The 12016-nt window shown below is 60.4% G+C and carries 11 protein-coding genes; 6 read left to right on the top strand and 5 right to left on the bottom strand.

Annotated elements, in window-relative coordinates; all coding sequences use genetic code 11:
* Positions 1 to 87 precede the first annotated feature (87 nt).
* The gene (locus BUC24_RS14065; RefSeq protein WP_307188465.1) at positions 88 to 702 is read left to right on the top strand and encodes a LysE/ArgO family amino acid transporter; all 615 of its coding nucleotides are present in this window, start codon (positions 88 to 90) and stop codon (positions 700 to 702) included.
* 50 nt (positions 703 to 752) lie between these two features.
* Here BUC24_RS14065 and BUC24_RS14060 read toward each other — a convergent pair whose 3' ends face one another.
* Positions 753 to 1133 (bottom strand): DUF3060 domain-containing protein, encoded by a 381-nt coding sequence (locus BUC24_RS14060; RefSeq protein ID WP_073217194.1) that lies wholly within the window; start codon positions 1131 to 1133, stop codon positions 753 to 755.
* Between the two features lie 95 nt (positions 1134 to 1228).
* On the bottom strand, positions 1229 to 2125 hold the full coding sequence (locus tag BUC24_RS14055) for a LysR family transcriptional regulator (RefSeq protein WP_073217191.1): 897 nt from the start codon (positions 2123 to 2125) through the stop codon (positions 1229 to 1231).
* Positions 2126 to 2225: 100 nt separating this feature from the next.
* Here BUC24_RS14055 and BUC24_RS14050 point away from each other — a divergent pair, with 100 nt between their 5' ends.
* The 3 genes from BUC24_RS14050 (at position 2226) to BUC24_RS14040 (ending at position 5946) form a co-directional block, all read left to right on the top strand.
* Positions 2226 to 3101: an SDR family oxidoreductase gene (locus BUC24_RS14050; RefSeq protein ID WP_073217188.1), complete on the top strand. Its 876-nt coding sequence runs from the start codon at positions 2226 to 2228 to the stop codon at positions 3099 to 3101.
* Between the two features lie 10 nt (positions 3102 to 3111).
* The gene (locus BUC24_RS14045; protein WP_073217185.1) at positions 3112 to 3618 is read left to right on the top strand and encodes an AtaL-like protein; all 507 of its coding nucleotides are present in this window, start codon (positions 3112 to 3114) and stop codon (positions 3616 to 3618) included.
* 141 nt (positions 3619 to 3759) lie between these two features.
* Complete coding sequence (locus BUC24_RS14040; protein WP_073217182.1) at positions 3760 to 5946, top strand: metallophosphoesterase family protein; 2187 nt, start codon at positions 3760 to 3762, stop codon at positions 5944 to 5946.
* A 76-nt stretch (positions 5947 to 6022) separates the two neighbouring features.
* Here BUC24_RS14040 and BUC24_RS14035 read toward each other — a convergent pair whose 3' ends face one another.
* The gene (locus BUC24_RS14035) at positions 6023 to 7075 is read right to left on the bottom strand and encodes a M23 family metallopeptidase (RefSeq protein WP_073217179.1); all 1053 of its coding nucleotides are present in this window, start codon (positions 7073 to 7075) and stop codon (positions 6023 to 6025) included.
* 196 nt (positions 7076 to 7271) lie between these two features.
* Positions 7272 to 8273 (bottom strand): AraC family transcriptional regulator, encoded by a 1002-nt coding sequence (locus BUC24_RS14030; RefSeq protein ID WP_073217175.1) that lies wholly within the window; start codon positions 8271 to 8273, stop codon positions 7272 to 7274.
* A 170-nt stretch (positions 8274 to 8443) separates the two neighbouring features.
* On the opposite strand from BUC24_RS14030, the gene BUC24_RS27525 reads away from it, so the two are divergent.
* Both BUC24_RS27525 and BUC24_RS14020 read left to right on the top strand, forming a co-directional pair.
* A complete protein-coding gene (locus tag BUC24_RS27525; protein ID WP_073217172.1) occupies positions 8444 to 9820 on the top strand; it encodes an HD domain-containing protein in 1377 nt (458 codons plus the stop codon).
* Entirely contained in the window at positions 9821 to 10387 is a 567-nt protein-coding gene (locus BUC24_RS14020; protein ID WP_073217169.1) for a GNAT family N-acetyltransferase, read from the top strand.
* Positions 10388 to 10418: 31 nt separating this feature from the next.
* Here the strand turns inward: BUC24_RS14020 and BUC24_RS14015 are convergent, their stop codons facing one another.
* Complete coding sequence (locus BUC24_RS14015; RefSeq protein WP_073217166.1) at positions 10419 to 11996, bottom strand: FAD-dependent monooxygenase; 1578 nt, start codon at positions 11994 to 11996, stop codon at positions 10419 to 10421.
* Positions 11997 to 12016: the final 20 nt, after the last annotated feature.

Genomic DNA, 12016 nt, shown 5'->3' with positions numbered 1-12016 from the left:
ATTATACTGAGATAAATTAAATCCTCTGTCTTTTGTCCTTTGCCGGGGCCAAAATCGTCGCATTGACTTTTTTGGCCGAGGTGAACGGTGTTTGAATCGAGGATTTTCCTGAATGGGCTGGGCTTGGGCGCGGGCCTGATCATGGCAATTGGTGCGCAAAACATCCACGTGCTCCGGACCGGTCTGCGCCGCGAGCACATTGGCTTGACGGTACTCACCTGCATTCTGGTCGATGCATCGCTGATCGCGCTTGGCGTGGCTGGCGTCGGCACACTGGTGCAATCCTCGCCGACGCTGCTGGCCGTCGCGAAGTGGGGTGGTGCGGCTTTCCTGTTCTGGTATGGCGTGCGCAGCTGGCGCTCGGTATTTGCCACCGGTTCGGTGCAGCTAGCGCCGGATCAGGTGCGCACAAGCCGGCGCCAGGCCTTTCTCAGCGTGCTCGCGCTGTCATTGCTCAACCCGCACGTTTATCTTGATACGGTGGTGCTGCTGGGCGCCATTGGTGGTGGCTTCGCGCCAGCGGGCCGGCCTGCCTTTGCTGCGGGCGCCATGTGCGCCTCGGTGCTGTGGTTCACTGCGCTTGGCTATGGGGCCAAGGCGCTGTCGCGTCTGTTTGCGCGTCCCGTTGCCTGGAAATGGATTGATGGGATAGCGGGAACGACGATGCTGGCACTGTCGGTTTCTGTCGCGTCCAGTGCGTGAGCGATGATGGGGATGCGGCAAAAGCGACAGTGCAGTTTGCCGCAATCGACTTATTTTACCCGCGTGATTTTGTGCCCGACGCCGGCGACGCTTTGTGTGATCTTGCCTTCCGATTTCCAGGTGACGGTGTGATCCGCGCCGGTAACTTCCAGCTTGCCTTTCGGTTTAACTTCCACACTGACGGTGTTTTTCACGCCCAGGATTTCGACCGCGCTGCACACACCCGTGGCAGTGATCACGTTGTCGGTCCCGGCCAATTCAAGTTTGCGGCCATCGCAGGCGACCGTGCGCTGGTGTCCGCTGCCACTGATGCTGATGACTTTGTCGGTCATTTCGACTTCGCCAACGGCATCGTCCTGGCGCGCGTAGGCGCTGGTCATCATGATCATGGCCGCTGCGGCAACAGCAAATTTGTGGGACGTCGAGTTCATGCCTGCTCCTTCCGATTATAAGAACGACAATCTTATAGGAATGATCAGCCAAGGTCATCAGAATTACAAATTTTCACAAACGCCGGCGCGCGTACTCAATCGTTTGCGATGTATTGCGCTAGTTCCTCCGGCATCCCCTTGGGAAAGGCTTCCTTCAAATACTGCAGGAATGCCGAGACGCGGGCGCTTAACAAACGCCGCGAGGGATACAGCGCCCATAACTCGGTGTCGGGCCCATCGAGTTCGCCCCACGCGACCAATTTGCCGCTGGCCAGGTCATGGCTGATCAGCGACAGGGGAAGACGGCCAGCGCCCACCCCTAGCCGCACCGCGTCGCGCACCATGAACAGCGAGGACAGGCGCAACACGGGTTCCACAGCAATGCTGACGCTATCCCTTTTACCCTTGACCTTCCACACCGTCGTCGCTGCGCCGGCGCCATACACCACGGCGGGTGCGGACACGCCCACCTTTGGCCGGATCAAGTCCGGACTGGCCACCACCACCAGCCGGTCGCGCAAAAAAACGCGCCCGATCAGACTTTCATCGGGATGCGGATTCACCCGAATGGCCAAGTCATAGCCTTCCTCCACCATGTCGACGGCCCGGTCTTCGGACGTGACTTCCAGTCGGATGTCGGGATACTTGCGCACGAATCCCGCAGCCAGCTTGCCCATGGCCGCCTGCGAAAACAGTGCCGGCGCACTGATTTTCAGTCTGCCGCGCACTTGCTCCCCGCCCAGGGCAATGGCAGACGTGGCTTCATCAATTTCGCTGAGCAGGGCGCCGGTGCGTGCGTGCAGGGCCTGTCCTTCCTGCGTCAGTTTGAGCATGCGCGCGCCGCGCTCGAACAGGCGCAGGCCCAGGCTGCTTTCCAGTTCAGCGACCCGGCGCGATAGCGTGGCCTTGGGGCGGCCCGAGGCGCGCGCGGCGCGGCCAAAGCCGCCGTGGCGGGCAACGAGGTTGAAGTCAACTAAGGCGAGCAAGTCCATGTGTTCCACCAGTGAGACAGTATGTCTAAATATACCGTCTTTCGGTCCACCTGTGGAAGTCCTATATTGGCACTACACCTCAACCACAAAGGAGAATTACATGACCATCCTCGTTACCGGCGCTACTGGCCAAGTCGGCCGCCAAGTCATCCAGCAACTCGTCACGCGCGGCGCCGATGTGCGCGCGCTGGTGCGTGATCCCGCCAAGGCCGATTTCCCGGCCGGCGTCAGCGTTGTGCAGGGCGATCTGCTCGATCCCGATTCCCTGCGCAGTGCGTTCCAGGGCGTTAAAACGCTGTTCCTTCTGAACGCCGTTGCCGCCGACGAGTTCACGCAGGCGCTCATTGCCCTCAACATCGCGAAAGAAGCGGGTATTGAACGGCTGGTGTATCTGTCGGTCATGCACAGTGACCGCTACGTCAACGTGCCTCACTTTGCCGGCAAGTACGGCGTCGAGCGCATGATCGAGCAAATGGGTTTCAGCGCCACCATCTTGCGTCCTGCCTACTTCATGGACAACGAGCTGACGATCAAGGATGTCGTGCAAGGCTATGGCGTGTATCCAATGCCAGTCGGCAGCAAGGGCCTGGCCATGATCGATGTGCGCGACATTGCCGAGATCGCAGCAATCGAACTGCTGCACCGCAACCATGCAACGCGGCCGATGCCGCTCGAGCGCATCAATCTGGTGGGCCCCGATACGCTGACCGGCGCAGATGCCGCCGCCATCTGGTCCGCGGTGTTGGGACGGACCATTGCCTATGCGGGCGATGACACCGCAGCATTCGAACAAAACATGCGCAACTTCATGCCCGGCTGGATGGCTTACGACATGCGCATGATGGGTGAACGTTTCCTCAGCGATGGCATGGTGCCGGCGCAAGGCGATGTGGCGCGCCTGACTACCAAGCTGGGCCGTCCATTGCGCACCTACCGCGACTTTGTGGCCCAGATTGCGGCCCCTGCGCACAACTAAGGAGAACAAGATGATCTATTCGACTGCAACAGTACCAGTCAACCCCGAGGGCGAAATCGTGTTGACCCGTGCGCAAGTGTGGGAGGGGCTGGTGCGCAAGGCGCGCGACGCACGCTTGTTCCTGCCGCCCGGTCTTTGCACCCGGTGTGATGTGGTGGAAGAGAGCGCCACGCACATCGTGCGCGAGGCGACGATTTCCGGGAACGACCTGCGGGAAATCATCGGCTTTGAAGCGGAGGCGAAGGTGTCCTTCTTTCAGGTCAGCGGACCGCGCGAAGGCGTCATTGTCAACGAACTGTTCGAGGATGAAGCAGGGGCGCTACAGCTCAAGTTCTATTGTTATACCGGGCTGCGCGGCATGGTCGCCGGCGGTGCGGAAGAGCAGGCTGAGCAAGCCTGGATGGACAGCGAAAAAGGGTACAAGACTGCCTTGCTGTCGACCTTGAAACGCACGCGCGAGCTGCTTGCTGAAGGGAAGCTGCATCCCGCAGCAATTGGGCAGGCGGGAAGCCATTGAGGCAATGGCAGCTGCATGCGTGGAATCGCCTCCTTGCGAGGCATTCCACGGCATGGCAATCGCGCGCGGGACGGTATTGTGTAATCAAGCGGTAATCTGGAATCGCTACCATCACGGCACTTTCAATGACCGGAGTACTGCATGTCCCGATTGTTTCGCGTTCGCCTGATGCCGTTTGCTGGCGCTGTTGTGCTGGCCTTGCTGTCTGCCTGCGGCAGCGATGATTCCCCGCCGCCGGCGCAAAATGCACCCTTGCCGCAACAGCCAGTCAGCCCGCCCGTGGTGGCCGCCAATACCAGCGTGGCCTTCATGTCGGACGTTCACTTTCACAACGTTTACGGCGATTTCAAGAATGCCCAGTTTCCTGGCATTCCGACCAAGGATGGCAAGTACGCGACCATTCGCACCATGTACGCGCAGCTGACCTCGACCCGGCTGTTTAACGAAAACTACTTCGCCTTCCGCGCAGCGCTGGACGACGCGTACGCCAAAGGCATCCGCCACATCGCCTTTCCGGGCGACTACTCGGACGACGCCCAGCCCATGAACGTGGACGGCATTGCCGAGGTGCTCAAGGAATACCAGGCCAAGGGCATGCGCTTCTTTCTGGCGCCGGGCAACCATGATCCAAACGAGCCCTTCGACGACATGGAAGCGGGCAAGAACGATTTTTTGACCAAGGACGGCAAAGAGCAGAAAGTGTATGCGACCTCCAACGCTGCCTGTGTGGCCAAGGACCCGACCGTGGTTTGCACCGACCAGTTGATGGAGCAGGGCTACGACAAGCTGATGACCAAGCTGGGCGAGTTTGGCTTTAACCCCAACAAGGCCGACATTCTTTGGGAAACCCCTTTCAGCAAATACACCGCCAACAAATACAGCTACGATGAAGCAGTGACCCAATCGGCCGTGAGCAAGCGCGAGTTCGAAATCTGCCTCGAAGGCTCGGGCGGTGCGTTTAAAGCGGCAGGCGAGGCAAAGCTGGGCAAGCCATTTACCCGCTGCACCAGCATGGTGGACAGCAGCTACCTGGTGGAGCCAGTAAAGGGCTTGTGGCTGCTTTCCATTGATGCCAATGTCTTCATCCCGAATGCCAAGTTCGATCCGGCCAATCCAAAGAAGTTCAGTGGCTACGACGGCGCTGGCAATGCGGGCTGGAACAAGGTGCTGACGCACAAGATGTTCCTGGTCGAGTGGATCAAGGCCGTGACGGCGCGTGCCAAGGCCGAGGGCAAGCAGTTGATGGCCTTCTCCCACTATCCGACCATGGACTTTTATGCCAACCAGACCGACGCGATGAAGGGCGTGTTCAAGTCGGGCGCGTTCCAGACCGCGCGGGTACCGGACGCGGCAACATCAGCCGGTGTTGCAGCCACTGGCTTGCGCATGCACGTGGGCGGGCACATGCACTTTAATGGCACCAACGACTACGCCGATGCCAACGGTAACTACCTCGTCAACGTGCAGTCGCCCTCGCTTGCTGTGTATGGCGCTGCCTACAAGATCGTCACCTACAAAGACCTGGATACGGTCGATGTGCAAACCGTGGCCTTGAGTTCGGTGAATCGCTTCAATGAACTGTTCCCCTACTACCAGGTCGAAAATGATTATCTGAAGGGCAGCACGCTGCCGGCAGACGTGGCCAAGCGCTGGGACCGGACCATTCTTGATACCCGTTCCTACGGCGACTACACGCGCCAATACTTCGGCGAGCTGTCGCGTCTGCGTTTCATGGATGAATACTGGCCATGCGAAATGAAAGAAGCGGCCACCACGCTCAACGGCAAGCAGATGCTGATACTGTCGCAGCTGCAAAGCAGTGTCACGCTGGCGCAATTGAAGGATAACCCTGGCGTGTTGCCGATCACTGCGGCCTGCACGGCGGCAGGGGTGGTCGCGGGTACGCCAGTGTCCGCTGCGCAATTGACTGCCGACTGGGCTGACGCCACCGCGAAAGCCGACAAACTGGCCGCGGCAGCCGCTCTGAAGCTCGATGACTTTGCCAAGATCACACCCTATGATTTCTATGGCGACTTCCACCGCACGGTGTATGCGGGCGAGCTGGCCTTGCGCGACATGGGCCCGGAACGCGTCAGCCAGTACAAAGTCTTGATGGCAGCGTTCCCGGCGGCGCCAACAGCGCTGGTGCGGATTGGCGACAAACCGTCCGACCAGAACGCGGTGCAAGTCGCATTCCAGTCACAGTTCAAGCAAGTGTTTGCGATCTTTAAGGGCCTGGGTTCGGCCAAGCCGAGCGACCGCTTTACGATTGACCTGAAAGGCAAGAAGGTCAGCAATGCCAACAGCGGCGCCTTGAGCTTCAACTAAGGAAAAAAAGGCGAGTGCCGCGATGGCACTCGCCTTGTCGCGTCGGTGCTGGCGCAATGCCAGCACCGTATCGCGATTACTTGCGCCAGATTGCAGTGCGCACCGAGTCGCAATACCACGACTTGTACTGCGAGTAGCCCAGCCCGGCATAGGTATTGGTGAAGCTGGCCAATTCGTTGGCCGTCATGCCAAAGCGCGACAACCATGCACCTTTCGCCGGCACCCATTCGGTGTTGTAGATGGCGCCACCATTCGTGCATGCCATGGTTTCAGGCATCTGACCATTGTCTTTCATGTGATTGAACCAGCCCTGCATGTTGGCGGCGGCCACATTCACATACCAATGGCCCAGCGACCGCGGTGCCCAGATGAGGATCGGTCCGCTTGGCAGGGTGCTTCCATTCAGCAGCGTCCATGGACCTGACAGGGGCGCCGTGCCATCCGTGAAGGGCGTTGTCTGGCCGTGCTCGAAGTTCATCGGGAACGCGGCGTCATCCTTGAACATGTGCACATGCAAGTGCGGTCCACTGGAATTGCCGCTGTTGCCAGCCAGGCCCAGGTACTGACCCTTGGCGATTTTTGCCCCGTTGATCACGGCCGCTTCAGCCGGCATCGTATTGCCGCTTGGCTTGTCGAAGCGGATTTTGTTGTTCGGGCAGATCGCTTCAGCGATCGAACCCGGGATCATGTGCGAATGCTTCACATACACGCCGTTGGCCGTCTTGATCACCACGTTGTTACCGCCCACGCCAATCAGATGGCTTTCGGCGTCCGGGTCGATAGTGCCTGCCTTGGCATTGTTGGGGGCGTTGCGCCAGCAGCTGACCACGGTACCGGCTGCCATGGCATACACTTTTTTGCCGTAGATCAGGTGGTTGGAATTGACGGTGCGGTCGGTCGCGCCTTCGATCAGGTCGCTCCATTTATTGTTGCCGATGGGCCGGACGGCGCCGATGTCCTTGCCCATGCCCTGGTTGGCGCCAGTCTTGTGGTCGCTCGTCTTGTAGCGGTGATCGAGGCCCATGTCGTCGCTTTTCAGTGGGAATACGTCGGCGATGGCAGAAGTGGACAGGAGGGATGCGCCGATGCACAGGACTGGAGCGACGACTTTAAGCAGAGTGGTTTTCATGATTGTTTGTCTCAAAAAGGATGTTTTAGGAATTTGCTGTTTGCAAAACCTCACGAAGAGGAAACGCATAAGTCATTGTGCATTATTGTTTTATCGACAACTATCCGGAAAATGCGCGGCATGGCCAATTTCTGCAGAAACTGGCCAAACGCGAAAAATGAGGGGGAAATGAGCGCGCGCGGCGGCGCCCAGGGTGTTAGCCGAGCCGGCCCACGCTTTGGCTGGGGGTTTCGCCGAAGCGCTGCTTGTATTCAGCGCTGAAGCGGCCCAGATGGCCGAAGCCCCAGCGCATTGCCACGCTGGCGATATTGCTGTCAGGCTCGTTGAGCAGGGCGGTGCGCGCCGCGTCCAGGCGCAAGCTGCGCAGATACTGCATCGGACTGACGCCACAGTACTCCTTGAACCCGGCGTACAGACTGCGCAAGCTCACGCCAGCCAGCAGTGCCATCTGTTCGGCGGTGACCGGCTCCCCCGCATTGGCACGCAGGTATTCCTGCACGCGTTTGACGTGGCGCGGCAATACCGCAGGGCAGCGCGCGATTTTGCGCACGGGCAGGTCATGCGGCTGGGCGCTGACCAAGGTCGAGACCACCAGCTGTTCGATCTGTGCCACCATCAAACGGTACTGGCTGGCATCGAAGGGATCGTTGGAACAGTCGCTCAGGTACTGAATCAGGCAGCGCCAGGGCGCGCATTCGCGCCAGCGAAAGCCCAGCTGGAAGCGCACGGTCTCCGGTTCCATCCGGCCTCGCAAGGCGCCGACGGCGCGGTCGACCAGCATCCTGTCTATCCGTACCATCAATTGATCGCAGTCTTCGCTCCAGCGCATCACGGTCGAGTCGGTCGGGCTGAGTACGGATGCCACGTCCGTGTCGGAGCCAATGCTCTGGTCGCCGCTGGTGATCATTGCGTGGCCGCTGAGCGGCATCTGGATCAGGTAAAAATCGTCAAGCGGACCGGGCTCGATGTTGACTTCGGCGCCATACTTGAGGCGGTTGAGCGACACGCCGCCAAAGGCCATGTGGTGCATGCGCGCATTGACCTGCTGGGCGCTGCCATGCACATGCAAGTCGTGCGGCTTCATGATGTCGCCGACCAGACTGCGGGTTTGCGACAGGTCTCGTGAAGCGAACAGTTGCCGCTCGGGCGAGTTGATCAGGGCGCCGGATATTCCCGGCAAGGCAATGGCGCTGGGCATGATGATCTCCTCTTGTGGGCCGCGTCGAGCCGTTATTTATTAGACAATTTTACGCGCTTGCTGTGTTTACGCCATAAATATTCACATTGCATAAGGTTTTCGAGGGGATAGGGAGCGGCAAAAATACGACAAATGCTAAGATTGCCGATCTCTAATTACTGGCATCAGCGATGGATTCGAAGGATCTGGCGAACATACTTTCATTCATCAAGGCCGCTGAAGGCTTGAAGCACACGCTGCGCTCGGGCCGCACGTCCAATGGACGGCAGGAGAGCACAGCGGAGCACAGCTGGCGGCTGGCGCTGTTTGCCAGCGTGTTGCAAGACGAGATGGGGGAGCTGGACCAGCTGAAGGTCCTTGCGCTATGCCTGGTGCACGATCTTGGGGAAACACTGGGCGGCGATGTGCCCGCCACCGAAAATCACGACCCGGAAGAAAAATCGGCCCGCGAGCGGCGTGACCTTGCCACCCTGACCGCATCGCTGCCACCCGCGATCCGTACGCGCATCCTGTCTGTATGGGAAGAGTATGAGGCCGGCGCATCGCCAGAGGCGGTGTTCGTCAAAGGCCTCGACAAGCTTGAAACCATCATTCAGCACAATCAGGGGCACAATCGTCCGGACTTTGATTACGCGTTCAATCTTGCTTACGGCGTGAAGCAAACGGCGCGCCATCCATTGCTGGCCGGCTTGCGCGCGATGGTCGACGTCGACACGCAGACACGGATCGCGCCAGCCGCGCCAGGTGGGACGGTGCCGTGCGCCACGCCCGCATCGCTGCCCGATGCGCATCGCCAGTTTCTTGCCCGCTGCCTGCCGGTGTTCCAGGCTGACGCCCGGGTTCGTGCCATCTATGCGGGCGGTTCATTCGCGCGAGACACGATGGATGCGTACAGCGACCTCGATCTTCTGATTGTTGTGGCAGACCAGGACCTGCCGCAGCTCAGGCAAGAGATGCGGCAGATTGCAGCGGGCTGTGGCGACTTGCTGGCGGCCTTCACTGGCGAACACGTGGGCCAGCCTGATTTGCTGATCTGCCTGTTCGACCAGCCTTTGCTGCACGTCGATCTCAAATTCGCCAGCACCATCGCGCCCGGTTATGCCTTGCTGTGGGCGGGCCAGACTGCGCCTGCCATTCCCCCTGTGCCTGCTGCCGGCGACGCCCCGGATCTGGACTGGATCGAGGCACGCTTCTGGACCTGGATGCACTATGGCGCTGGCAAAATCGCGCGCGGGGAATTGCTGGAAGCGGTTGATTTCCTGGCCTTCCTTCGGATGTCCGTTCTGGGACCGCTCGCGCTGGCCTTGTACCAGGCGCCACCGTACGGCGTGCGCAGGATAGAAACGGCTCTGCCCCCGGCACTGGCGGCAAGGCTGGCCGCAACGGTATGCAGCTATGAGGTGCGCGACTGCTTGCGGGCATTCAATGAAGCGCTCAAGCTGTATCTGGAGTTGCGCGAGCGTCATGCTGGCGCAGGGTTCGGTGATCCGCGCGCCCAGTCGGCGGCGCAGAACTATTTGCTTGAGATTGCGGACAGGTTCAAGTAAATGAAAGCGACGGTGCGACCGCAGATGAACACGGAAACCAACTTGCCACAGCATTTGGCGGTAACATCTTTGTCCCTGGACGACGCCCCCTCGATTCAGCAACTCTACGACCGTTGCTCAGACTACTGGCAACTATGCGAAGGGCGCCTGCCATTGCCGAGCGCTGCCATCGATGAGTTTGCGGATCGGCCGCAAGATTGCACGCCCGCGCAGAAGCAACTGGCAGGCGTACGCGCGGACGACGGCGCGCTGGTGGCGCTCATTGACTATCTGGTGGATTATCCCGTTCGCGGTACGTGGTATCTGGGCCTGATGCTGGTAACGCCGGCGCTGCGTTCTGGCGGCACAGGCGCCGCCTTGCTCGCTTATTTCGAGGACCTTGCCAGACGGGCTGGCGCAGGTCAAATCCTCGTGTGCGTGCTGGACGAGAACAAGCGCGCGTTTCGCTTTTGGGAGCGGCAGGGCTTCAGCGTCTTGCGTGCTTATCCGCCGCGCCTGTTTGGCCTCAAAATGCACGGCCGTAAAGAGATGGGCAAAATCCTGGCCGAGCAAGCGCCGCGTCAGTAGTCCGCGCGCGCTTGCCCGGCCGTGGGCCGATTTACCCTGGGTTCCCCATGATTGCCTGCATTGCCGCCGTCAGCGACGCAATGGCGTCTGGCGCAAAGTGGCCGCATCGCCAGGCCACGATGCCATCGGGCCGCACCAAGGTGGCACCGCCCGCAGGGACCCCGAATGCATGCGCGAACGCCTTTGCTGAATCGAACACGACATCAACACCGACGTGCTGCGGCGTGAATGGCAGGCCTGCTGCGGCCGCAGCCGCGCAAGCCGGTGCTAGCCATCTGCTGTCTTCAGTCAGCAGCACCAGTTCGTGCTTGAACAGGTCAACCGTCGATATGTTCTGTGCGTTTTGTTGAACCCAGAAGTGCGGCGCACGGGTACCCGGCTGCCCGGCCCAGTCATCGGGATGCGCGGCCGGCGGCAGTGTGGCATCAGCACCGATGATGGCCGATGAGCGATACAACTGCCCCAGTTCCATTGCCGCATTGCTGTACAGTGCTTCCCCCTTTAAAGCATCGCCAGCCCATTGTGCGTAGTCAGGTCGTGCAAACGTTTGCTGATGGCGGAGCCAGCCAATTGGCTGGCGTTCTGCGTTGTACGTGTCGAGCAAGCGTGGCGACGCATATCCTTTGATGACCCACGCCAGCTTGAACGCGAGATTCCATACATCGTCGATGCCCGTGTTTGCGCCAAAGCCACCACGCGTCGGCGGCAATTGATGTGCTGCATCGCCAGCGAGGAAGACGCGACCCTCGCTGTAGTGTTGGGCAATTCGCCCAGCCAGCTCCCAACGGCCCGTGGTCAGGATATCGAATGCGAAATCGGCGCCCAGGGCCTGCCGCACCCTGCCGGCAAGGTCGGCCTCGGTGTACGCCTGGTCGTCAAACATCAGCACCCACCGGCCGTCACCGTATGAGGTCAGGAATCCGCGAAAGTTCGGCTGCTCGATGCTGAACTGTTGGATGCCTTTTTCGAGGAACGGGTCAGCCTCGGGACAGCGAAACAGCACGCTCCTTAGCGTACGCAGATGGCCGACCCCTGTGCGCGCGATTCCCAGCGTTTCACGCACGGGGCTGTCCGCGCCATCGGCAGCGATCAGATAATCGGCGCGGATGCAATAGCTGTGCTCACGATCGCGTTCGCGCACGGTGAGCAGCACGCCGTGCTGGTCGTGCTCGACGCTGAGCATTTCCACGCCCTGGCGAAGGTCAGCGCCTTGTGCCAGGGCAGCCTGACGCAGAATGGGTTCCAGTTTGTCCTGCGCGATGGCGGCGCCGGTAACCGGGGAGGGCATGCCGGGCTCGGCCTCGGCCTGGCCCGGCGTCCAGCTCGATTCTTCGTGCCAGGTGCCGCTCAGACTGTCGGCCCGAACGCGGCGTAAGCGCATTCCCGCCGCAACCTGGGGTATTTGATCGGCAATGCCGGTGGCACGGTAGTGCTCGAGCGTGCGTTCGGTAAAGCCAACGGCACGCGGGTGCTGCGCGCTGCCGCGGTGCTTCTCGATGACGATGGGTTTGATGCCGCGCCAGCTCAGAAACAGTGCGGCCGACAGGCCGACCAGGCTGCCGCCGAGGATCACGACGGGCGTGTACAGGGGTGTGGTTGTGTCTTGCATGATGCGTCCTTTTAAATAGC

The organism is Massilia sp. CF038 (assembly GCF_900129765.1).
Lineage (GTDB): Bacteria > Pseudomonadota > Gammaproteobacteria > Burkholderiales > Burkholderiaceae_D > Telluria_A.
This window is presented reverse-complemented; position numbering and strand designations above follow the sequence as displayed.

Coding starts and splice junctions, on each gene's coding strand:
- BUC24_RS14050 (WP_073217188.1), top strand. CDS start 2,226: ATGACCATCCTCGTTACCGGCGCTACTGGCCAAGTCGGCCGCCAAGTC.
- BUC24_RS14040 (WP_073217182.1), top strand. CDS start 3,760: ATGTCCCGATTGTTTCGCGTTCGCCTGATGCCGTTTGCTGGCGCTGTT.
- BUC24_RS27525 (WP_073217172.1), top strand. CDS start 8,444: ATGGATTCGAAGGATCTGGCGAACATACTTTCATTCATCAAGGCCGCT.
- BUC24_RS14060 (WP_073217194.1), bottom strand. CDS start 1,133: ATGAACTCGACGTCCCACAAATTTGCTGTTGCCGCAGCGGCCATGATC.
- BUC24_RS14045 (WP_073217185.1), top strand. CDS start 3,112: ATGATCTATTCGACTGCAACAGTACCAGTCAACCCCGAGGGCGAAATC.
- BUC24_RS14020 (WP_073217169.1), top strand. CDS start 9,821: ATGAAAGCGACGGTGCGACCGCAGATGAACACGGAAACCAACTTGCCA.
- BUC24_RS14055 (WP_073217191.1), bottom strand. CDS start 2,125: ATGGACTTGCTCGCCTTAGTTGACTTCAACCTCGTTGCCCGCCACGGC.
- BUC24_RS14015 (WP_073217166.1), bottom strand. CDS start 11,996: ATGCAAGACACAACCACACCCCTGTACACGCCCGTCGTGATCCTCGGC.
- BUC24_RS14030 (WP_073217175.1), bottom strand. CDS start 8,273: ATGCCCAGCGCCATTGCCTTGCCGGGAATATCCGGCGCCCTGATCAAC.
- BUC24_RS14035 (WP_073217179.1), bottom strand. CDS start 7,075: ATGAAAACCACTCTGCTTAAAGTCGTCGCTCCAGTCCTGTGCATCGGC.